Here is a 22,406-nt window from a genome sequence, read left to right on the forward strand (position 1 = left end):
GACTTTTACTCAACCTTTCGATTATCATATTTAATCTCACCACTAACCAGTGTCACAATTGTTGTACCGTATATTTTTTGTCCAGTGAAAGGTGTATTCTTACCCTTAGATATGTAGTCTGATTCTCGTATTGTTTGTTCATGACTAATATCAAAAAGTGAAATGTCAGCCATCATTCCTGGTTCTAGCAAACCGCTTTCTAAGTTGAAAGTTTTCGACGGATTTTCACTCATTAAAATGATTAGTTGCGTTAAAGTTAAAATGCCGGTTTTAACCATTTTTGTATATAACAACGAAAATGCCGTTTCGCTTCCTGTAATGCCAAAAGCCGCGTCAATCATACTGCCTTGCTTTTCCTCTTCACTGTGTGGTGCGTGATCCGTCGCAATCATATCAATTGTGCCATCCAACAATCCTTCGATTAAGGCCAATCTATCATCTTCTGTCCTTAAAGGTGGGTTCATTTTATAATTTCCATTATCCATATGAATATCCGAATCTGTTAATAATAAGTGATGCGGTGAAACTTCACATGTAACATTTATCCCATGGCTCTTAGCTATTCGAATTAATTCAACGCTTTCCTTCGTGGAAACGTGACACATATGATAATGTACACCTGTTTTTTGTGCAAGCATCAGGTCACGTGCTAATTGTGACGATTCTACGATACCCATTATGCCAGGTAGTCCCAGATTTTTAGCCCGTACACCCTCGTTCATGACCCCACCAAATAATAACGAATTATCTTCAACGTGTGAGACAAGCGGCAGTTTAACTCGTGCTGCCTCCTTCATTGCGAGATACATTGTTCCCGCCGTTTGAATCCCTGATCCATCATTCGTGAAGGCAAAGGCACCAGCCTTTTTTAAACCTTCAAAATCAACCAGTTCCTCTGACGTTCTATCTTTAGTAATTGCGGCGTATTGTTGAATATGAACCTGACCGTCTTTTTTATTTCGTCTTTTTATTTCTTCAAAATGTGCAACAGTATCCGGAACGGGATCTAGGTTTGGCATTGCACCTACCGTAGTAAAACCACCATGCGCAGCGGCTAAACTCCCCGTTTTAATTGTTTCCTTATATTCAAATCCTGGTTCGCGATAATGAACGTGAACATCAACTAATCCGGGGGTTACAATTAATCCTTTTGCATCAATAATTAAATCAATATCCGAAAATTCGTCTGCCAAATCTATCCCGATTGCTTTTATTTTGTCATCTTCAATCAGTAAATCCTGTTGCGTAAAAGTGTGATTTAAGAAAAGTGTGCCATTTTTAATTAATTTTTTCATAAATTAATCTGCCTCCATAAGATGACGACCGTTAATAACTGCTTCTAAAATAGCCATTCTAACAAAAACACCATTCGTCATTTGTTTAACAAATCGTGATTGCTCACATTCAACTAAGTCACTTGCTAATTCAACGTCGCGATTAATCGGACCAGGATGCATAATGATGGATCCTGCTTTTAACTTCTTACCACGTTCAATACTTAATCCAAATTTTTCGTGATAGTTCTGTTTTGAAAATTTACTATCATCGGCGTGGCGCTCATGTTGAACGCGCAACATCATCATGACATCTACTTCGGCAACTAATTCATCCATCTCTAAGTACTGACCGTACTCAGCAAATTCTTCGGAAAACCATTCCTTCGGACCCGAGAAGTATAATGATGCACCTAATTTTTTCAATAACTGCATGTTACTTTTCGCCACTCTTGAATTAGTGAGATCACCCACAATTGCGACTTTTAGATCTTTGAACGTCCCAAATTCTTCTTTGATAGTCATCATATCAAGCAGGCATTGTGACGGATGTTGACCACTTCCATCTCCGCCATTGATAATACCAACACCCAAATCGTTCTCGCCAATTAATTGTTGGTAATATTCGTTTTCAGGATGACGAATGACCGCAATTTGTGTGCCAATTGCACCCATTGTTAGAACCGTATCATACAGTGTCTCGCCTTTACTTACTGCACTAATACTTGGATTAAACGAGACAATATTTAATTTCATTCGTTGTTCCGCAACCTCAAAGCTGCTATGTGTTCTCGTACTATTTTCAAAAAATAAATTTGTTGTATAGATGGGATGTTTTAAGTTAAATAATGACGGATTTTGTTTAAATTTTTCGGCTCTTTCAATTAATGCCTCAACTTCTTCCGTAGATAAGTCTTCAATTGATACCAAATGTTGTAACTGAACTAAATTTGTCTTTTTATTTAACAAAATATCATCTCCTATTATTTTTCGCTTTTAGCTTCTTTAGGTAAAATAAGATTTAATGCAATACCAACGACTGTTGCAAGTGCGATACTTGTTAACTGTAAATCTCCAACTTTTAAGTACATACCACCTATACCTAATACTAAAATGCTAGCAGTAATCATTAAATTACGTTTTTTTTCATAATCAATTTGATTATCAATTAAGATTCTTAAACCGCTTGAAGCAATGACTCCGAAGAGTAAGAAACTAATTCCACCAATAACTGGCCCTGGAATACTTTGAATCAGTGCACTTATTTTTCCAACGAAACTAAAGATAATTGCGAAGAATGCGGCACCACCAATCACCCAGATACTGTGAACTTTAGTCATGGCTAAAACACCAATATTTTCACCATATGATGTTGTTGGTGGACCCCCAACGAATCCAGCGATAATTGATGACACACCATCACCTAACAATGTTCTGTTTAATCCAGGATTTTTAAAGAAGTTTCTCTTTGTTAATTTATTTAAGACCATGATATGACCCATATGTTCCGTCATTGTGACAAATGCAATAGGCGCCATACCAATAATTGCGCTCCAATAAATTTTAGGTTGATAATTTATGAATGCTACGTTGAATGCAGGTAATGTAAACCAGTTTGCCTTCTCTACCGTAGAAAAATCAACGATACCGCATAAGACTGCCATAATGTACCCGCAGACGATTCCCAGTAAGATAGGAATTAAACTTATAAATCCTTTAAGATACATGTTGAAGAAAATTGTAATTGCCAAAGTAAAGATTGCGACCCAGACGTATTTAATATCGTAGGTACCAGAGTTCAACATTGCATTGCTTGCCGCTGTTGTCGCCATAGACAACCCGATGACCATTACAACAGGACCAACAACAACCGCCGGTAGAATTCGATCGAGCCACCCCGATCCAACTTTCCCAATGATAATTGAAACAATCAGATAAACGAGTCCGGCTGAGATAGTTCCTTGAGCAACTGCCGGATATCCAGACGTTTTCATTAACATTTGCATCACGGCGATAAAAGCAAAACTCGATCCAAGATAAGCCGGTATTTTACCATTAGTGATTCCGATATAAACTAACGTCCCGACCCCTGAACTAAATAGGGCAATACTTGGGTTTAGCCCAACTAAGATTGGTACTAAAACTGTTGCACCAAACATTGTAAATAAATGCTGAATTGATAGCCCCATCCATTGTCCGAACGACGGTTTATCATGAATATCAAGTATTGCATCTTCATTTCTAAATTTTTCTGCCATTTTAATCATTTCCTTTCTGTATAAAAAAAGCACCTCTATAGAGAGATGCCTTCGAAGTTGAAACCCGACTTAAACTAATTCCATGTCGCGTTTCTAAATCGTTTGCTCTCTCTGGAACAATTTAACGATTTATTATTTAATTCTTTCAATTTCAATTGAGTCTTTGCCATCAACTTCTTCTACTGATACTGAAATCTGTTCATCTGGTGAAGTGGGAATATTTTTACCAACAAAATCTGCTCTTATGGGTAATTCTCTGTGACCTCTATCAACAAGGACAGCCAAATTAATTGTTTGTGGGCGGCCCTGATCCATTAACGCATCAAGAGCTGCTCTAATTGTACGACCGGTAAATAACACATCATCAATTAAAATAACTTGCTTTCCAGTAATATCGAAATCAATTTGGCTACCTTTAGTATTGATCGTTGGTTCATTACCTAGACTCGCGTCATGACGATCATCACGGTAAAGTTCAATATCTAACGATCCAACTAAAACGTCCGCGCCTTCAAGTTGTTTTAAACGATCTGCGATACGTTTTGCTAAATAGATTCCTCTTGTCTTAATTCCAATTAATACAAGATTATCGATTCCTTTATTCTTTTCAATAATTTCGTATGTCATTCGTGTTAAGGCACGCTTCATTGCTAATGAATCTATTACTTCTTTTGCCATTCACCATTTCCTCCTCATTTTGTCCAATAAAAAAGCCTCCCAATCTAAAAATACTTAGACTAAGAGGCAGACTTCTACAAAGAGAAATCTATTTGTGTGTTACCTTTTAGTCTCACGGGACTATTTTAAAGGATCTTTATTGGTTTTTATATTACTAGATAGAATTTGTTTTGTCAAGATAATCTAGGGTGCTTTTAAAAATAGGTGGGATTGGTACTTCAAAAATAAGCTCTTCCCCAGTTGTGGGATGTTTAAAGCCAAGTTTAGCAGCATGTAAAAATTGGCCACGTCCTTTTATCGTTTTACGCGGTCCGTATAATGGATCACCAACAACTGGATGCCCAATGTATTGCATGTGAACGCGAATCTGATGTGTACGTCCCGTCTCTAATTGGCATTTAATAAGGGAGTAATTTTCATAATTTTTCTCTACCTTAAAATGCGTAACGGCTGGACGACCATCTTCGACTACGGCCTGCTTCATTCGATCTCTAGGTGAGCGACCAAGTGGTGCCTTAATAATACCCGACTCCTCTTTAATTGGCTGATGGACTAATGCGATATATTCACGGACATTCGTTTTTGCCTTTAATTGGGCAGCCAATGATTGATGTGCCTTATCATTTTTAGCAACCATTAAAAGTCCGGACGTATCTTTATCGATTCGGTGAACAATTCCTGGTCTGAATGCGCCATTAATTGTTGATAATGGACTGTGGAATAATAACGCATTTACTAATGTCCCATCTGGATGCCCCGGTGATGGATGCACGACCATGCCTTGCGGTTTATTGACAACAATAACGTCGTCATCTTCGTAGACAATGTCTAACGGGATATCCTGGGGTACTAAATCTAATGCAACAGGATCCGGTTCAATTAAACTAATTTTGTCACCCGATTGAACATCATATTTACTTTTTTCCATTTTCCCGTTAACTAATACGTCGCCACTTCTAATCCAATGTTGTAATTTAGATCTAGATATTTCAGGCATTAACTGTGAGACAACTTTATCAAGCCGTCCCGTTTCATTTTGAATCACTAATTCTGTCATTTATCGTCTTCCTTTAAAACAATTATTAATAAAATAATAACTCCGACCGTTAACGACATATCCGCCACATTAAAAATTGGAAAGTTAACGAAATCGGTTTGAAACATGTCTACGACATAGCCAAATCTCAAACGGTCGATGAAGTTACCAAGTGTTCCAGCGATCATTAAAGCAATACTAATTTTATATCCTGTATTTGCTCTATATTTGTAGAAATAATAAAGCATCAATCCTAAAGCCAAAATGGAAACAATGAAAAAGAACCATTGCTTACCAGCCATTAAACTCCAAGCTGCCCCATCATTTCTAATATTCGCGATAGAAAATAGATTAGGTATAACCGTTTGACTCGTATCTAACGCAATATTTGCTGAGACGACGTATTTCACAACTTGGTCGGCAACTAATATAATTGCCGCTAACAGTGCATATATAAACATATTAAACCCTCTTAATTATTCATTAATATAGTCCTGAAATTACACCGTTATCATCAATATCCATATGGTTCGCAGCAGGTACTTTGGGCAATCCTGGCATTGTTAATACATTACCAGTTAGAGCAACTAAGAACTGTGAACCCAGTTTAGGATTAAACTCACGAATATGAATCGTAAAATCGGTGGGTGCTCCTAACAGTTTAGCATTATCAGATAACGAATACTGCGTTTTTGCCATGCAAATTGGTAATTTGTCCCAACCAAGTTCATTAAACTGGCGTAATTGTTGTTTTGCCTTAGGTGCGTACTCAACATTAGTACCGCCATAGATTGTTTTAACAATTTTTTCAATTTTAGTTTCTGCGGAATCGTCGGCTTCATATAATGCCTTAAATTCATGAACCTCACTTGTTGTTTCAATCACTTTATTGGCTAAATCAATTGCGCCGGTACCACCTTGACCCCATACGTCTGCGGGTACAGCAGAAACACCAATTTCGGCAGAAAGATCAATCAACGTTTGTACTTCAAGATTCGTATCAGCAGTAAACTTGTTAATAGCAACAACAACTGGAATATTGTAACGTTGCATATTTTCAACGTGCTTTTTCAAGTTTGAAAACCCTACTTTTAATGCATCGACATCTTCTAATTCTAAATCAGTTTTAGAAACACCACCATGCATTTTTAACGCACGAATTGTGGCCACAATAACAATTGTATCTGGCGTCTTACCTAAAACTGGTGTCTTGATATCGAGGAATTTTTCGGCACCTAAATCAGCACCAAATCCAGCTTCTGTAATTGCGTAGTCACCCAATTGAAGTGCCGTCTGTGTTGCGAGAACGCTATTACATCCATGCGCAATATTAGCAAAGGGACCGCCGTGAATAACTGCGGGTGTATGTTCTAATGTCTGGACTAAGTTAGGTTTAATCGCATCTTTTAGTAACAGACTAATTGCACCTGTCACTCCCAAATCAGATACAGTAATTGGTTTTTTATCATAATTGTATGCTACAACTATACCATTTATCCTAGATTTTAAATCTTTAATATCTTTTGCCAAACATAAAATAGCCATTAATTCGCTAGCGACCGTGATATCAAATCCATCTTCTCTAGGCACACCTTGCATTGGGCCACCAAGACCTACAACGACATTTCGAAGTGCGCGATCATTAATATCAAGGACTCGTTTCCAAATAATTCGTCTTTGATCAATTTTTAAATCATTACCTTGTTGAATATGATTATCGATTAAGGCAGCCAATGTATTATTTGCGGTTGTCAAAGCATGCATATCACCCGTAAAATGCAAATTGATATCTTCCATTGGAACAACCTGAGAATAACCACCACCAGTTGCGCCACCTTTCATCCCCATAACCGGGCCTAATGAAGGTTCCCTGAGTGCAATCATAACTTTTTTATTTAAACGATGCATAGCATCCCCTAAACCAACAGTTACCGTTGATTTACCTTCTCCAGCTGGAGTGGGACTAATTGCAGTGACTAGAATCAACTTAGAATCCTTTTTTTCAGGTAAATCTAAAGGTAAATTTATTTTCGCCTTGAAGTTACCATATGGTTCAATATCAGTTCTTTTCAAACCAATCTCATTAGCTATATCTTCTATAGGTTTCATCACATTTTTTTGTGCAATTTCTATATCGTTCAAGTTTATCATCCTTCCATATTCAATTTCTTAAGTATAACTGAGAAAACGGCGATTGTCATTAGTTGCACTACGGACTAAAGTTACATATACTGGAAGGGTACTCAATTGTATGACCAATTTTGGGAGGCGTTTGATATGGAATCTGGTATTGTTGAATGGTTTAGCGCGCAAAAAGGTTATGGCTTCATTGCTTATGGTGATGAGCAAGAAATATTTGTTCATTACACTGCTATACAGTCTGACGCATTTAAGGTCCTTGGAACTGGTCAACACGTAACATTTGAAGTTAAAGAAGGTAGCCGTGGTTTACAAGCTGCCAACGTTACAATTATAAAATAATAATCTTTCATAAACGATAAATCATCCATCCTTACTCGTACCCATAAGTAAGGATGGATGATTTTTTATTTTACTGTGGCCCGATAACCAATATCTAACCGATAAAATGTTTTCGGAACCTCAAAATCAGTCATTAAATTATAGACCTTTTTTTGTGCATCGACTATATCTGAACCCGTTTCGTGCAGAATATAAATTCGTCCACCAGTGGTGACTAACTCGTTCTTGACTGTATCAACACCTGCAAAATCAATCTTATCAACAATAGGTTTAAAATCCTCAAGACCTGGTAATACGATATTCTTCAAGGGCTGCTCCGGATAACCTTCTGCAGCGAGCACTACTCCCAATGTAACCCCTTCCGTTTCCCATTCGAGAACCGGTTCCTTATGTTGTAATAATTGCGAAATTACTACTGCCAAATCTGATTTTAATCTTGGAATTACTACTTCAGTTTCGGGATCTCCAAATCGAACATTATATTCAATTACTTTAGGTCCAGCTTTTGTCAAAATTAACCCGACATATAAAATACCCATAAATGGGATACGCCTGTTCATCATTTCATCTACCGTCGGTTGCACAATCTTTTGGATAGCCATCGTAACAATATCTTCAGAGATCTGTGGTACGGGGCAATAGGCGCCCATTCCACCAGTATTTGGCCCGTTATCTCCTTCAAATGCGCGTTTATGATCTTGGGAGATAGGCATCGGATAAACCTTGTCGCGATCAATAAATGCCATTAAGGAGAATTCTTCTCCCTCAAGATACTCTTCAATTAAAACTTCTATCGTACCATATTGATGCTGCAGTAAAAATGAATTTAAAGCATGCTTTGCCTCTGAGTGGTTTTGAGCGATAACGACTCCTTTCCCCCCAGCCAATCCGTTTGCTTTAATAACTAACGGGAATGGTTCCATACCAACGTAATCCATTGCCATTTGGTAGTCTGTGAACCTTCGATAGTCTGCCGTCGGAACGTTAGCTGATTTCATAATTTGTTTCGCAAATTCTTTAGATCCTTCTAACTGAGCAGCAGCTTGCGAAGGCCCATAAATAGCTAAACCCTCCTGCTGGAAAAAATCAGTTATACCGGCAATTAATGGGATTTCTGGACCTACGAAAGTCCAATCGATTTCATTTTCACGGGCAAAATTGGCTATATCCTTAAAATTAGTTATATCAATTTTAACTGACTTAATCCCGTTATTACTCATCCCAGGATTTCCCGGAAGACAATAAACCTCAGATACAGTATTACTTTCAACGAATTTTCGCGCAATAGCATGCTCACGACCACCAGAACCAATCACCAATATTTTCATAGTATTCAATAATCCTTTCAGAATTAATCATTTAACCTGCTTGAATTGATTAATGTTTAAAGTGACGACGACCACTAAAGACCATTGCGATTGCCTTACGGTTAGCCATGTCAATTGAATCCTGATCCTTAATCGATCCACCCGGCTGAATAATTGCAGTTACGCCATGATCAGCAGCATACTCAACACTATCGTCCATCGGAAAATAAGCGTCTGAAGCTAAAACAAATGGTTCTACCATCCCATGTTCAAGGGCTTGTTCAATTGCAATTTTAACGGAACCAATACGATTCATTTGGCCAGCCCCAATTCCCAACGTCTGATCTTTTGTGGCTATCACAATTGCATTACTTTTAACATGTTTAACAATTCTTTGTGCAAACAACAGAGCTTCCTTCTCGTCAATTGTTGGTAATTTTTCGGTGACCGTTTTTAATTCTGACATTTGATCGATGACTTGATCACGTTCTTGAACCAGTAGTCCCCCTAGAACTGATACATATTCATATTTATCAGCTTGATCCTTTTGACTGAAATCGAGTGTCATCACGCGTAGATTTTTCTTTTTTGTTAAAATATCATAAGCTTCATCAGTAAAGCTAGGTGCAATGATGATTTCTAAGAATAACTGATGTAAATCAGTCGCGGTCGCCAAATCGACTTCACGATTTAAGGCAATAATGCCACCAAAAATAGATGTTTTATCAGCATCAAATGCTTTTTGCCATGCTTCATAGATGTTCTCGCCAACACCAACGCCGCAAGGATTCATGTGTTTCATCGCTACTACAGCAGGACGTTTAAACTCGGAAACAACCTTTAATGCAGCATCTGCGTCCTTGATGTTGTTGTATGATAATTCTTTACCATGCAATTGTTTAGCTGAGGCAATAGAAAAGACATTAGGTATCCCAGCCTGATAAAAAGCAGCACTCTGATGAGCATTTTCACCATAGCGCATCCCTTGCTTGAAATCATATGTTAACGATAATTTTTCAGGAAAAGCAACTTCCAATTCTTTTGTTAAATAATCTGCAATAAGCGCGTCATATGCTGCTGTATGTCGAAATGCCTTGGCAGCCAACTGACGACGAAAATGATGATTTTGTTTTTCGCCGTCAAGTTCAATTAGAACAGCCGCATAATCATCCTTATCAACCACAACATACACTGATTGAAAATTTTTAGAGGCGGACCTTAACATTGCCGGGCCACCAATATCAATCTGTTCAATTGCTTCAGACTCAATTATGTTAGGTTTTTCAATTGTTTCTTTAAAAGGATATAAGTTGACACAAACTAAATCAATTGGCGTAATCGACTCTTTTTTTAATTTAGCCATATGCGTGGGATTATCACGTTTCGCTAATAAACCACCATGAATCATAGGATGTAACGTTTTAACTCGCCCGTCAAGCATTTCTGGAAAATGAGTTACTTTCTCAACCTCAATAACCGAAAGCCCTGCATTCTTCAAAGCTTTAAATGTCCCACCCGTGGAAATAAGTTCGAAGCCGCGCTCAATTAATCCTTCAGCAAAATCAATAATACCTGTTTTATCGGAAACACTTATCAACGCTCTTCTCATCTTAATCAATCTCCCTTTTCATCATTTATTTAATAAATTCAAAATAACACTCGGATATAACTGATGTTCTATATGATGAATTTTAACTTCTAATTGTTTTAACGTTTCATGTGCTAGGACTGGGACCTTTTGTTGCGCAATAATTGGCCCCGTATCTACGCCTTCATCAATATAGTGAATGGTTACACCTGTTTCGGTTACCCCAGCATTATAAGCATCTTCAATCCCATGAATTCCTGGAAAAAGAGGCAATAAAGCGGGATGAATATTAATTATTTTCATTGGATACTCATCAAGTAACGTAGTTGTTATTACCCGCATATATCCTGCCAACAGGATGAAGTCAATTTGATAATTAGCTAACTCCTTAACAATTGCTTGTTCATAATAGTTTCGATTTTCAAAATCTTTAGGTTTTACGATGAACGTCTGGATTCCTCTACGCCTAGCCTTTTCAATTACGGCGGCTCTTGGTCGATCACAGACCAGGATTTCAATTTTTAATCCCCTATCTTTCAGCGTTTGATCATCCGCAATGTTTTCAAAATTAGACCCGGTTCCTGACGCAAAAACAGCAACTTTCAGCATTTCAGGCCCCCTCTAAACTGATGACTTCATCATTAGTTTTAATGGCTACACGTCCTATTTCAAAAGCTTGAACCGTTTGCTTATTTAGGCTCGTCAAGACAGCTTCTACCTTAGATTCACCGACCGCTAAAACCATCCCAATTCCCATGTTAAAAATTTCGTACATGTCCGAATGCGGGATCTCGCCATATTTTTCAATGGCCTCAAAAATAGGTAACACTGGCCACGTATTTAATTGAATCTTTGCCTGAAGACCATTGGGTAACATCCTTGGAATATTCTCAATGAAGCCGCCCCCCGTAATATGAGCAGCACCTTTAATCAGGTTAGCTTGGAATAAAGGGCGTAAGTCATCAACATATATTTTAGTGGGTGTCAGTAATGTCTCAGCAAGTGTTTCATTTAGATTTTCTGGTAGAGGTTCAGTTAACTTAAACCGATTATCTTCAAGGAATATTTTTCTAACCAATGAAAACCCGTTCGAATGAATACCCGTGGATGAGATACCGATTAAGACGTCATTGGCCTGAATTAAATGTCCATCAACTAAGTGTTGTTTTTCGACAACCCCAACTGCAAATCCTGCCATATCATAATGTGTTTCTTGATACATCCCTGGCATTTCGGCCGTTTCACCACCAATAAGGGCCATGTGAGCTATTTGACATCCCTTGATCACGCCAGATACAATTTTTTCGATTTTCTCGGGATTAGTTTTACCCGTTGCTAAGTAATCTAAGAAATATAAAGGCGTTGCGCCCTGCGCGACAATATCATTAACACACATTGCCACACAGTCAATACCAATTGTGTCATGCTTGTTTGCTTCAAAAGCTACCATCAATTTTGTGCCAACGCCATCCGTCCCTGAAACCATCAGTGGTTCTTGAATCTGTTTCGTACTCAGATCAAACAGTCCACCAAATCCGGAAATGTCACTCGCTCCATTAACTAATGACATTTGCTTATTGATTCGCTTAACAACGTCATATCCTGCAGTTACATCAACACCCGATTTTTGATAAGCATTTACCATCTTAAAATCCTCACTTTTCTGCCGTTAAATTCGCCAAATATTCGGTTTCGTAATCGTACAATGGCGTTGGGTAGTCTCCATTAAAATATGCCATGCATAACCCTGAATAAGAGGCATCTAAATTCAGCCCAATCGAGTCAATTAACCCGGTTTCACTTAAAAATGATAATGAATCTACGTCAATAATGGCCCGCATTTCTTCTACTGATTTGTGAGCAGCAATCAATTCAGATTGTTTTTGTATATCAATTCCATAAAAACATGGATATTTAAGGGGTGGTGAAGCAATTCTCAGATGAACTTCAGCTGCCCCGGCCTCTTTCAACAAGCGAACGATGTGTTTACTCGTTGTCCCCCGAACGATTGAGTCATCCACTAATATAATTTTTTTACCTCTAACAACACTTTTAACGGCTGATAATTTCATTCTCACACCTTGTTCTCTCAGCGCTTGTGTCGGTTGAATAAAGGTTCGAGCAACATATTGATTTTTAACTAATCCCATTTCGTAAGGGATGCCACTTTCTTCCGCATACCCACTCGCCGCAGATAGTGATGAATTTGGCACACCAATAACCATATCCGCAGCAATACTTGTCTCTCTTGCCAATTGACGACCCATTCTTTTACGTGCTGAATGGACATTAATCCCACAAATATCTGAATCCGGTCTGGCAAAATAAATATATTCCATTGAACAAATTGCCATTTTTGTATCCGTTGTGTATACATCAATTGATAATCCCTCATCACTGATCGTAACAATTTCCCCGGGATTAACGTCACGTACAAACGCTGCGCCAACGGAATCCAGCGCACATGTTTCACTCGCAACAACATAAGCACCATTAACCATTTGCCCAATTGATAGGGGTCTAAACCCATTTGGATCTAGCGCTGCAATCATGCAGTCAGATGTCATTAATAGGTACGCAAAACCACCACGAACTTGATTTAATGCTTCCTTAACTTGTTCATGCAAAGTGTCCGCGTTCGAACGCCGAATTAAATGCATCAAAACTTCCGAATCTGAACTTGATTTAAAAATGGCACCATCTTGTTCTAATTCATTTCTGAGGGTAGTTGCATTTGTTAAATTACCGTTATGTGCTAACGCAAATTGTGCGTCATAAAAATCAAACAAGAAAGGTTGAATATTATCAATTCCATTACTTCCAGCCGTTGCATACCGAACGTGACCAATGGCCGCATTCCCCGTTAATTTTTTAATCTTTTCGGGCTTTCTAAAAACATCTGATAATAATCCCAATCCCCTGTACCCAATTAACGTGCCTTCATCATTCGAGACAATGCCGGCACCTTCTTGTCCACGATGTTGTAAACTATGAAGGCCAAAATAAGTTATTTGATTAGCATCTTCATGACCCCAAACACCAAAAACACCACATTCTTCGTTTAAGCTTCTTACTTCATTAGACATGGAATGGCATCCTCCCAGGCATGCTTTGCTTCAGCAACAGCCATTACTATATGCTTATCTTTTGTCGTTACGTCAATCATCCGTGTCGCTGTTACGCGACCGATTTTTTGGGCATTTAGTTCCATCAACTTTTCAAATGCTTCTGTGTTCTCTGGATTAACCGATAAGATAAAGCGTGATTGCGTTTCCGAAAAAAGTTGTGCATCGGGTATGTCTAGCTCGACTGACATACCCAGGTCATTTTTAAACGCCGACTCGCTTAAGGCAACGGCCAGGCCCCCTTCAGCCAAATCATGAGCACTTTCGACCAGATTAGACTCTATAGCTTCCAACACTAATTCTTGGTTACGTTTTTCCTGCTTTAAATCAAAATGTGTGAGATCACCAGAAATCTCGCCGGACACCATTTTCTGAATTTCTGAACCATTAAAATCATCGTATGTTGTACCAATCAGATACAGTAGATCGTTAGGATGTTTAAAATCCTGTGTTGTTATGTGTTTAACGTCATTAATTAAACCAACCATCCCAATCATGGGTGTCGGATAAATAGCCTGTTCATTAAATTCGTTATATAACGAGACATTTCCAGAAATAACTGGTGTATTAAACAACTCGCAAGCTTCTGAAATACCAATGGCACTTTGGTCAAATTCCCAAAATATTTCTGGGTTCTCTGGGCGACCATAGTTTAAACAGTCAGTAATTGCCAGCGGTCTCCCGCCAGATGCAACAATATTACGTGCGGCTTCAGAAACAGCAATTTGTCCACCAATTTTCGGATTTAAGTAAATGTATCGTGCATTACAATCCGTCGTCATTGCGAGCGCCTTATTCGTTTCTCTAATACGGATGACACCGGCATCACTACCGGGTTTAACAACCGTGTTAACCTTAACTTGCGAATCATATGTTTCATACAACGATGCTTTAGATGCAATTGTTGGTTGCCTCAATAAAGCTAGCCAAGTTTCCTTCACATTTTTAATTTCAGGAATAAAATCATCCTGATTTTTAAATTGATTAATTCTAGCCGGTTCTTTTTGTTCTTTGTGATAAACGGGTACGTCACTTGTCAAAGAATCAACTGGTAAATTGGCCACAATTTTTCCTTCATGTATTAATATGTAATCCGTGCTTTCCGTTACATAGCCTATATTAACGGCCTCTAAATCATATTTTTTAAATAAATCCGTTACTTCTGTTTCAAATTTGGGTTTAATACAGAGAACCATGCGCTCTTGAGATTCAGATAACATCATTTCATAAGCAGACATATTCGTTTCTCGTTGTGGCACTTTATCCAGGTCAAGAACCATACCGGAACCGGCTTTAAAAGCCATTTCGGCCGTCGACGAAACTAATCCAGCAGCACCCATATCTTGAATACCTACCAACCAGTCGGGATGGTCCAAAATAAGTTCCAGACAGGCATCCATCAGTAATTTCTCCATAAATGGATCTCCCACCTGAACAGCTGAACGTTGCGTTTCTTTATCATCAGCGAATTCGTCGGAAGCAAACGTTGCCCCGTGAATACCATCACGACCTGTTTTTGCGCCAACATAAATGACCAAATTACCATTTCCTTTTGCTTGACCTTTTTGAATATTTTTGTGATCAATGAGTCCCACACACATGGCATTTACAAGTGGATTTCCTTCATAACAAGGATCAAAACTCGTTTCGCCACCAATGGTTGGAATCCCAATACAGTTACCATAGCCACCAATACCGGCAACAATTTCTGACATAAGATACTTTGTGTGCTCGTTATCTAATTCACCAAAACGCAAACTATCCAGCAGCGCAATTGGGGTAGCACCCATTGAAAAGATATCTCTGATAATACCTCCGACACCTGTTGCGGCTCCTTCATACGGTTCGACGGCCGAAGGATGGTTATGACTTTCAGCTTTGAAAACAACCGCCTTACCATCACCAATGTCAATAACACCTGCACCTTCTCCTGGTCCCTGTAAAACCTGTGGACCAGAATTTGGAAAACGACTTAGAACGGGTCGAGAATTTTTATATGAACAATGTTCGCTCCACATGACTGAAAACAGACCGGACTCGGTATAATTCGGTTGACGCTTTAAAATATCATTTTTAATTAATCTATATTCCGAGTCCGTTAAACCCCATTCTTGATACAGTTTGGTTTCTTCGATTTCCTGCGCTGTCGGTTCTTGCATCATAACCAAATTACCTCACTCCCTCTCTGTAAGTCATTAGCATCGATTTAAATAAATCAAGTCCATCGGTTGAACCCAGTAATGCTTCGATTGCCCGTTCTGGATGAGGCATCATACCAAGAACATTCCCCCGTTCATTAACAATTCCAGCAATATCATTGATACTTCCGTTTGGGTTATCTTCATATCTAAAAACAATTTGTTTGTTTTTCTTTAATTTAACTAAAGTTTCATCATCACAATAATAACTACCTTCACCGTGCGCAATTGGTAATTCGATTAATGTTTGATTTTTATAACCGGTTGTAAAACTTGTTTGATTATTGACGATTTTTAATGAAACAGGTTTACAAATAAATTTAATTTTTTTATTTCGAATTAGGGCTCCCGGAAGTAAGTTCATTTCAGTTAACATCTGAAAGCCGTTGCACGTTCCAAACACAAGTTTACCCTCATCAGCAAACCGTCTCACTTCATTCATAATTGGCGATAAACTTGCGATTGCACCACTTCTTAGATAATCCCCATATGAAAATCCGCCGGGAAGTAGAACGCCGTCAAATCCATCGAGCGATGTTTCCGTATACGATACGAACGCTACCTGCTCATGCAAGCCATCCCGAATGGCATAAAACAGATCATCATCACAATTCGAACCTGGAAATACAATAACCGCAAATTTCATACTTATTCCCCCAATTCTTCAAGTTCATAGCGATAATGTTCCATATTGGGATTAGCCAACAATTGATCACAAATATCATCAACCTTTCGATTGATTTCTAGTTCAGTTGCCTTAATGTTCATTACGAAGTATTTCCCAACCCGGACATCACTCACGCCTGAAAAGCCCAATCGACTGATTGCTTCATTAACAGCCTGCCCCTGTGGATCTAAAACTGATTCTTTATAGGTGACATATACTTTTACGTTATACATTAGTTAGCCCCTTTTCCGTTTTCAATCGGTTTAATACTTCCTCATACGCTGGAATAATACTTCCTTGTTCTTTTCTAAAAATATCTTTATCTAATGAATCGTGTGTCGTTGTATCCCATAAACGCGCATTATCTGGTGAGAACTCATCTGCTAAGATGATGGCACCATGGTAACGACCAAATTCAAGTTTAAAATCAATCAAATCAATGTTTATTTTTTTAAAGAGTTGAACCAATAGTTGATTTATAAGTAGTACTTGTTTTTTTATCTCAATTATTTCGAGTTCCGTTGCAAATTTTAACGCAAAAATTTGGGATTCATTTATTACCGGATCATCAAGTGCATCACTTTTATAATAGTATTCAAGAACTGGTGATAATAGTTTGGTTCCTTCAATTTGATTAAACTTACGAGCAAAACTGCCAGAAATTACATTTCGTAAAACAAATTCAATTGGGATGATATTAGTTTTTTTAACCAATTGTTCGTCTTTTGACACATTCTTAATGAAATGTGTTTTAATTCCGTTCTCCGCCAAATAAGCAAAAATGATATTAGAGATTTGACAATTCAAGGACCCTTTACCCGATATTTCTTCCATTCGTTTACCATTAAGAGCAGTTGCTTGGTTTTTATAAACTATTCTTAGCACTTCATTATCACTTGTTTGGTAGACATCCTTAGCTTTTCCCTCGTAAATTAATTGCTCCAATCAAATGGCCTCCCTTAGATAATCACTTAACAATTTAATAAAAATATTAATAATTGTTCGTTAATAATAAAGTAAGTTTAACAATATATTAAAGAAATATCAATAGTTAAATACGATATATTTTCAAAATAATAAATAAATAGTTCGTGTTTAACTAAATGTAGAAATATTTTTGAGTTTAATTGGCATATACGGTCCAAAGAATCATTTACATAATTACAAAAAACTAATAACTACAAAAAAAGATAACTCCACTCTAGTAAAATACTAGAACGGAGTTATCTTTTCACAAATAATTTTTATCATAAATAGACTGTCCCATTAGAACAAAGCAAGCAACCAATCTATTTAACAATTGAATTTCGGTAAATTTTATTTTATATCATAACGTAGATGATTAACTTTCTGTATGAACTCTAGGATAACCGCTAATTGTTCTGGTGTAAATTCGTCTTCTAATTGCGCATATTTTCTATCTAGATCTAAATGCATTTGTTGATGGACTTTTTTTAATTCGATTCCATCCGTCGTTAATAACAGATAAATAGCCTTCTGATTAGTCGGTCGTTTGATCCTTTCAATTAATCCCTTTTTTTCTAACTTAGAGATTATTTTAGAAACTGCTCCTTGCGTCATTGATACATTTGAAACAATTTCTTTTAAAGCAATGGGACGTTCTGAAATGAGTGATAAAACACCCAAATCACTAGAATTAATTGTCTCAGTTCTTTTTTTTAAATTTACGCTTTCTAAATGGTCAACAATCCATTGATGTTCAATATCTAATTCATCGTCACGTTCTCTAAATTCACGTAATGCCTGCAATAATTCTTCATTCATAGTAAGCCTCTTTTTAATTCCAAGGAATATATATTTGACATTTATACCGCCACGTATTATTATAGTTTATATTCCAAAGAATATAAACAGAAAGAAGGAAATAAAATTAAAAATATTATTATTTTTGACCACCCTTACACTGCAATTGCCAGTGAAAATGAACCCCATAATCGTGCCTATGCCGCCGCTGTCCTTAAGCAGACAGTTAACATGCTTAAGGCAAAAGGTGAAGACGTTGATATTATCGATTTACATGCAGATCATTTTAACCCCATTATGTCAGCTGAAGATTTAGCCAGTTGGCGAACGGGGCATTCTTTAGATCCACAAACATTAGATTACCAGAACCGCCTATTAGACGCGGATAAAATTATTTTTATTTTTCCAATTTGGTGGGAACTTATGCCTGCTATGACAAAAGGTTTTTTAGACAAAGTTTTATCACGTTCAATTTTACCTAAGCATGGAAAATCACCTTTTCCTAAAAATCCCACGGTTATCATGATGACAACTATGGGAACCCCGCCTTTTTATTATAAATTACATTATCATAAACCTGTCTTCTACTCATTCTGGGTAGGAACTTTTCATAAAATTGGTTTAAAAAAATTTAAATGGCTGACCTTTGATGGTGATGCTAAGCTCGCTAAACGCGAAGCTGCACTTCGTAAAATTAAATTCTAACTAAAGATTAACAGTAATGCTAAAGCAAAAATGTATTAGACCGTAAAAAACATTTTATTAGTCAAGATTGTAGTAATTAATCCTGACGTGAAGTGTTTTTTCGGCTAGATATATGCCTAATCCGTATAAAGTAATCTTGAGCTGAATATTCCATTAGCAACACTATCAACGATTAAAAAAACATTATCAGAAGTATTTCCCGATTAAGGACACTTTCCGATAACGTCATTATTAAATCATTCCATTCATTACTATGATCACTAACAATTCACATTGAGAACTACAAAACTTAAAATCCCTTTAAAACAAGACTAAATGAGACCAATGCGTTTAAAGATTGCGTCAACATTCCGAATATGATAATGATAATCAAACGCATCATCCAAATCCTCCTGAGTCAGTGCCGACATAATTTGTTCATCTGCTTCCAACAATGGTCGAAATTGGATCTGTTGATCCCATGAAATTGCGGTTTTAGGCTGAATTAAATCGTACGCGGCTTCTCTGGACATCCCGCTATCAATTAATTTAAGTAAAACTCGTTGACTATAGATAAGACCAAAAGTCCGCCCCATATTTTTTTTCATGTTATCTGGAAATACGGTTAACTCTTTAATGATTTTTGTAAATCGACGTAACATGTAATCTAATAAGATAGTTGTATCAGGTAAAATAATCCGTTCCGCAGAACTATGCGAAATATCACGTTCATGCCATAGTGTAACGTCCTCGAAAGCCGTCACCATGTGACCTCGAATAACGCGTGCTAATCCTGTAATATTTTCGGATCCGATTGGATTGCGTTTATGCGGCATGGCAGATGACCCTTTTTGTCCTTTAGCAAAGTATTCTTCAACTTCGCGCGTTTCACTTTTTTGTAGTCCACGAATTTCTGTTGCCATTTTTTCAATTGACGTCGCAAGTAAGGCCATTTCTGATACATAGTTAGCATGCAGGTCGCGTGGTAGAACTTGTGTTGAAATTTCTTGTGGCCTAATTCCAAGATGGTCACATACAAAAGTTTCAACAAACATTGGAATATTCGCAAAAGTTCCAACTGCACCACTTATTTTACCAGCTTCAACTTCTGAGGCCGCAGCTTCAAAGCGTGTTTGATGACGTTTCATTTCTGAATACCATAAAGCAATTTTTAATCCAAAAGTTGTTGGTTCGGCATGTACCCCATGTGTTCTACCCATCATAACGGTATCTTTATACTCAACTGCTTTATCGGCTAAAACTGTCATAAATTCTTCAATATCCTTACGTAAGATATTATTGGCCTGTTTTAAAATAGAACCATAGGCCGTATCAACCACATCAGTAGATGTTAACCCATAATGAACCCATTTACGTTCTTTTCCAAGAGATTCCGAAACGGCTCTCGTAAAGGCAACAACATCATGTTTTGTTTCTTGTTCAATTTCTAAAATACGATCAATATCAAAGCTGGCATTTTTACGAATTTTACCCGCATCTTCGGCCGGCACGTGCCCTAACTCGACCCAAGCCTCGCTGGCTAAAATTTCAACCTCTAACCACGCATTATATTTATTTTCATCCGACCAAACGGCACCCATTTCAGCATTCGTATAACGATCAATCATTATTATCTTCCTCTCTTAATCCCAAATTTTTGTTTGATAAATATCTGTTGTTGCCTGTTCCAAATTATTTGTTAAAACTGTTATATGACCCATTTTACGATTTTGTTTCACTTCTTTTTTACCGTAAAAATGAAAATGCCATTGTGATTTATTTTTAATTTCATTCATTGCTTTTGAAACATGCTGTCCCAAAACGTTAATCATAATAGCACCAGATAGTAATTGCGGATTTGGCATTGGTAGATTGCAAATACCCCGAATATGCGCTTCAAATTGTGATAGTGAACAGGCTTCCATCGTCAAATGACCAGAATTATGAGGTCTGGGCGCTATTTCATTAACGTAAATATTTCCTGAATCTGAGATGAAAAATTCAATACCCATCGTTCCGACAGACAAACAATTATCAGCGATTTCGCTGGCAATCATTTCGATTTGGTTAACCATTTCGGCGGACAATAAGCTTGGACAAAAACTTTCATGTAAAATATTGTTTCGATGTCGATTCTCAATAATTGGAAAAATACTTTGCTGCCCTGATTCATTCCTAGCTATAATAACGGAAACTTCACGATCAAATTGAACGAACCCCTCTAACACGCACTCACCATTTTGAAGCAATTTTATCGCTTCGGTTAAATTTTGAGCATCTTTCAGGATAACTTGCCCCTTACCGTCATACCCACCACGAACCGTTTTTAAAATAGCTGGATAACCCATCATCTTGATTGCATCTTGTAAGTTAAATGAATTTTGAATTACTTTAAACGGTGCAATCGGGAAATTATGTACGTCTAAAAAACGTTTCTCACTAATTCTATCTTGTGAAATGCGTAATGCAGTTGATCCCTGTGGTATATAACAGTAGCGTGTTGCCATATCAATCGTATCCGCATTTACATTTTCAAATTCAAAAGTCAAAACATCACATATTTTCGCGAGATCTATGATAGCACCTTCATCATCGTAACTGGCGATAACCTGTTCATCAGCAACCTGAGCGGCAGGGCAATCCGCTTCTGGATCCAAAATAATAACACGATAACCCATCTCTTTTGCTGATGTCGTCATCATTTTACCTAACTGCCCACCGCCTATGATTCCAATTATCTGTCCTGGTAATATTTTTTCAGTCAAGTAGATCACTACTTTCCAAGGATTTTTGACGAATCTGCAGTTGATATGCTTTTAATGTATCATTTATTTTTGAATTATATAAACCACAAATTTTTGCGGCAAAAATGCCAGCATTTGTTGCACCAGCCTTACCAATAGCCATGGTTGCTACTGGCGTTCCCGATGGCATTTGTACAATTGACAATAAAGAATCCATCCCATTCAGTGCATGAGACTGCACGGGTACACCTACTACGGGGAGACTGGTTGAAGCAGCAATCATTCCAGGTAGATGCGCGGCACCCCCGGCACCCGCGATAATGACCTTATACCCATTTTCGTCCGCATTCATTGCAAATTCAGACATTTCAATTGGCATTCGATGTGCCGAGATAACCTTCTTATCATATGTAATCTTAAGCTCATCTAATATATTAGCCGTAAATATCATTGTGGTCCAGTCAGAAATTGAGCCCATTACAATCGCTATATCTGCCATTAGATTACCTCCAATTTTAATAAGCCTATCTTATCAGCAACTAAGCGTTGTGTCAAAGCAAAAAAAGGATAATATTTAAAATATGATAAAAATAGTTCGTATT

General features: G+C 37.5%; 22 protein-coding genes. 2 read left to right on the forward strand and 20 right to left on the reverse strand.

Annotated elements, in window-relative coordinates; all coding sequences use genetic code 11:
* Positions 1–5: 5 nt before the first annotated feature.
* From N0K80_RS02190 to N0K80_RS02220, 7 genes are all read right to left on the reverse strand, one after another.
* Positions 6–1,295, reverse strand: a complete 1,290-nt coding sequence (locus N0K80_RS02190; RefSeq protein WP_269023637.1) for a dihydroorotase — start codon at positions 1,293–1,295, stop codon at positions 6–8.
* Positions 1,296–1,298: 3 nt separating this feature from the next.
* Entirely contained in the window at positions 1,299–2,243 is a 945-nt protein-coding gene (locus N0K80_RS02195; RefSeq protein ID WP_269023638.1) for an aspartate carbamoyltransferase catalytic subunit, read from the reverse strand.
* Positions 2,244–2,257: 14 nt separating this feature from the next.
* A complete protein-coding gene (locus N0K80_RS02200) occupies positions 2,258–3,532 on the reverse strand; it encodes a solute carrier family 23 protein (RefSeq protein WP_269023639.1) in 1,275 nt (424 codons plus the stop codon).
* Between the two features lie 132 nt (positions 3,533–3,664).
* Positions 3,665–4,210 carry a bifunctional pyr operon transcriptional regulator/uracil phosphoribosyltransferase PyrR gene (pyrR, locus tag N0K80_RS02205; protein ID WP_057973520.1) on the reverse strand — a complete coding sequence of 182 codons (546 nt, stop codon included), beginning with the start codon at positions 4,208–4,210 and terminating at the stop codon, positions 3,665–3,667.
* A 154-nt stretch (positions 4,211–4,364) separates the two neighbouring features.
* Positions 4,365–5,267: an RluA family pseudouridine synthase gene (locus tag N0K80_RS02210; RefSeq protein ID WP_269023640.1), complete on the reverse strand. Its 903-nt coding sequence runs from the start codon at positions 5,265–5,267 to the stop codon at positions 4,365–4,367.
* Positions 5,264–5,707, reverse strand: coding sequence for a signal peptidase II (gene lspA / locus N0K80_RS02215; RefSeq protein ID WP_269007835.1), 444 nt, complete (start codon positions 5,705–5,707; stop codon positions 5,264–5,266). The genes N0K80_RS02210 and lspA overlap by 4 nt, the downstream gene beginning before the upstream one ends.
* 22 nt (positions 5,708–5,729) lie before the next feature.
* Positions 5,730–7,388 carry a formate--tetrahydrofolate ligase gene (locus N0K80_RS02220; RefSeq protein ID WP_269023641.1) on the reverse strand — a complete coding sequence of 553 codons (1,659 nt, stop codon included), beginning with the start codon at positions 7,386–7,388 and terminating at the stop codon, positions 5,730–5,732.
* Positions 7,389–7,523: 135 nt separating this feature from the next.
* Between N0K80_RS02220 and N0K80_RS02225 the strand changes: the two genes are divergently transcribed.
* Positions 7,524–7,727, forward strand: a complete 204-nt coding sequence (locus N0K80_RS02225) for a cold shock domain-containing protein (protein WP_057973516.1) — start codon at positions 7,524–7,526, stop codon at positions 7,725–7,727.
* A gap of 65 nt (positions 7,728–7,792) precedes the next feature.
* Here N0K80_RS02225 and purD read toward each other — a convergent pair whose 3' ends face one another.
* The 10 genes from purD to N0K80_RS02275 form a co-directional block, all read right to left on the reverse strand.
* Positions 7,793–9,055 carry a phosphoribosylamine--glycine ligase gene (gene purD, locus N0K80_RS02230; protein WP_269023642.1) on the reverse strand — a complete coding sequence of 421 codons (1,263 nt, stop codon included), beginning with the start codon at positions 9,053–9,055 and terminating at the stop codon, positions 7,793–7,795.
* A gap of 49 nt (positions 9,056–9,104) precedes the next feature.
* Positions 9,105–10,643 (reverse strand): bifunctional phosphoribosylaminoimidazolecarboxamide formyltransferase/IMP cyclohydrolase, encoded by a 1,539-nt coding sequence (gene purH / locus N0K80_RS02235; RefSeq protein WP_269023643.1) that lies wholly within the window; start codon positions 10,641–10,643, stop codon positions 9,105–9,107.
* A gap of 21 nt (positions 10,644–10,664) precedes the next feature.
* Positions 10,665–11,228 carry a phosphoribosylglycinamide formyltransferase gene (gene purN / locus N0K80_RS02240; protein WP_269023732.1) on the reverse strand — a complete coding sequence of 188 codons (564 nt, stop codon included), beginning with the start codon at positions 11,226–11,228 and terminating at the stop codon, positions 10,665–10,667.
* Positions 11,229–11,232: 4 nt separating this feature from the next.
* Positions 11,233–12,267 carry a phosphoribosylformylglycinamidine cyclo-ligase gene (gene purM, locus N0K80_RS02245; protein ID WP_269023644.1) on the reverse strand — a complete coding sequence of 345 codons (1,035 nt, stop codon included), beginning with the start codon at positions 12,265–12,267 and terminating at the stop codon, positions 11,233–11,235.
* Positions 12,268–12,277: 10 nt separating this feature from the next.
* Positions 12,278–13,708, reverse strand: a complete 1,431-nt coding sequence (purF, locus tag N0K80_RS02250; protein ID WP_269023645.1) for an amidophosphoribosyltransferase — start codon at positions 13,706–13,708, stop codon at positions 12,278–12,280.
* Positions 13,693–15,915 (reverse strand): phosphoribosylformylglycinamidine synthase subunit PurL, encoded by a 2,223-nt coding sequence (gene purL / locus N0K80_RS02255; protein ID WP_269023646.1) that lies wholly within the window; start codon positions 15,913–15,915, stop codon positions 13,693–13,695. Before purL ends, purF begins: the two co-directional genes overlap by 16 nt.
* Before the next feature lies 1 nt (position 15,916).
* On the reverse strand, positions 15,917–16,591 hold the full coding sequence (purQ, locus tag N0K80_RS02260) for a phosphoribosylformylglycinamidine synthase subunit PurQ (protein ID WP_269023647.1): 675 nt from the start codon (positions 16,589–16,591) through the stop codon (positions 15,917–15,919).
* 2 nt (positions 16,592–16,593) lie between these two features.
* The gene (purS, locus tag N0K80_RS02265) at positions 16,594–16,845 is read right to left on the reverse strand and encodes a phosphoribosylformylglycinamidine synthase subunit PurS (protein ID WP_269023648.1); all 252 of its coding nucleotides are present in this window, start codon (positions 16,843–16,845) and stop codon (positions 16,594–16,596) included.
* Complete coding sequence (gene purC, locus N0K80_RS02270) at positions 16,838–17,557, reverse strand: phosphoribosylaminoimidazolesuccinocarboxamide synthase (RefSeq protein ID WP_269023649.1); 720 nt, start codon at positions 17,555–17,557, stop codon at positions 16,838–16,840. Before purC ends, purS begins: the two co-directional genes overlap by 8 nt.
* A 372-nt stretch (positions 17,558–17,929) precedes the next feature.
* Complete coding sequence (locus N0K80_RS02275) at positions 17,930–18,397, reverse strand: MarR family winged helix-turn-helix transcriptional regulator (RefSeq protein WP_269023650.1); 468 nt, start codon at positions 18,395–18,397, stop codon at positions 17,930–17,932.
* A 144-nt stretch (positions 18,398–18,541) separates the two neighbouring features.
* On the opposite strand from N0K80_RS02275, the gene N0K80_RS02280 reads away from it, so the two are divergent.
* Positions 18,542–19,081: an NAD(P)H-dependent oxidoreductase gene (locus N0K80_RS02280; protein WP_330166147.1), complete on the forward strand. Its 540-nt coding sequence runs from the start codon at positions 18,542–18,544 to the stop codon at positions 19,079–19,081.
* A 311-nt stretch (positions 19,082–19,392) separates the two neighbouring features.
* Here the strand turns inward: N0K80_RS02280 and purB are convergent, their stop codons facing one another.
* From purB to purE, 3 genes are read right to left on the reverse strand one after another with little or no spacing between them, the layout of a single operon-like run.
* Positions 19,393–20,688 carry an adenylosuccinate lyase gene (purB, locus tag N0K80_RS02285; protein WP_269023651.1) on the reverse strand — a complete coding sequence of 432 codons (1,296 nt, stop codon included), beginning with the start codon at positions 20,686–20,688 and terminating at the stop codon, positions 19,393–19,395.
* Between the two features lie 15 nt (positions 20,689–20,703).
* Entirely contained in the window at positions 20,704–21,825 is a 1,122-nt protein-coding gene (gene purK / locus N0K80_RS02290; protein WP_269023652.1) for a 5-(carboxyamino)imidazole ribonucleotide synthase, read from the reverse strand.
* Entirely contained in the window at positions 21,818–22,303 is a 486-nt protein-coding gene (gene purE, locus N0K80_RS02295; protein ID WP_269023653.1) for a 5-(carboxyamino)imidazole ribonucleotide mutase, read from the reverse strand. Before purE ends, purK begins: the two co-directional genes overlap by 8 nt.
* Positions 22,304–22,406: the final 103 nt, after the last annotated feature.

This window comes from Dellaglioa carnosa (assembly GCF_026948345.1).
GTDB lineage: Bacteria > Bacillota > Bacilli > Lactobacillales > Lactobacillaceae > Dellaglioa > Dellaglioa algida.

Coding starts and splice junctions, on each gene's coding strand:
- purH (WP_269023643.1), bottom strand. CDS start 10,643: ATGAGAAGAGCGTTGATAAGTGTTTCCGATAAAACAGGTATTATTGAT.
- purS (WP_269023648.1), bottom strand. CDS start 16,845: ATGTATAACGTAAAAGTATATGTCACCTATAAAGAATCAGTTTTAGAT.
- purE (WP_269023653.1), bottom strand. CDS start 22,303: ATGGCAGATATAGCGATTGTAATGGGCTCAATTTCTGACTGGACCACA.
- N0K80_RS02190 (WP_269023637.1), bottom strand. CDS start 1,295: ATGAAAAAATTAATTAAAAATGGCACACTTTTCTTAAATCACACTTTT.
- purF (WP_269023645.1), bottom strand. CDS start 13,708: ATGTCTAATGAAGTAAGAAGCTTAAACGAAGAATGTGGTGTTTTTGGT.
- lspA (WP_269007835.1), bottom strand. CDS start 5,707: ATGTTTATATATGCACTGTTAGCGGCAATTATATTAGTTGCCGACCAA.
- purB (WP_269023651.1), bottom strand. CDS start 20,688: ATGATTGATCGTTATACGAATGCTGAAATGGGTGCCGTTTGGTCGGAT.
- pyrR (WP_057973520.1), bottom strand. CDS start 4,210: ATGGCAAAAGAAGTAATAGATTCATTAGCAATGAAGCGTGCCTTAACA.
- N0K80_RS02200 (WP_269023639.1), bottom strand. CDS start 3,532: ATGGCAGAAAAATTTAGAAATGAAGATGCAATACTTGATATTCATGAT.
- N0K80_RS02225 (WP_057973516.1), top strand. CDS start 7,524: ATGGAATCTGGTATTGTTGAATGGTTTAGCGCGCAAAAAGGTTATGGC.
- purD (WP_269023642.1), bottom strand. CDS start 9,055: ATGAAAATATTGGTGATTGGTTCTGGTGGTCGTGAGCATGCTATTGCG.
- N0K80_RS02210 (WP_269023640.1), bottom strand. CDS start 5,267: ATGACAGAATTAGTGATTCAAAATGAAACGGGACGGCTTGATAAAGTT.
- purM (WP_269023644.1), bottom strand. CDS start 12,267: ATGGTAAATGCTTATCAAAAATCGGGTGTTGATGTAACTGCAGGATAT.
- purQ (WP_269023647.1), bottom strand. CDS start 16,591: ATGAAATTTGCGGTTATTGTATTTCCAGGTTCGAATTGTGATGATGAT.
- N0K80_RS02275 (WP_269023650.1), bottom strand. CDS start 18,397: ATGAATGAAGAATTATTGCAGGCATTACGTGAATTTAGAGAACGTGAC.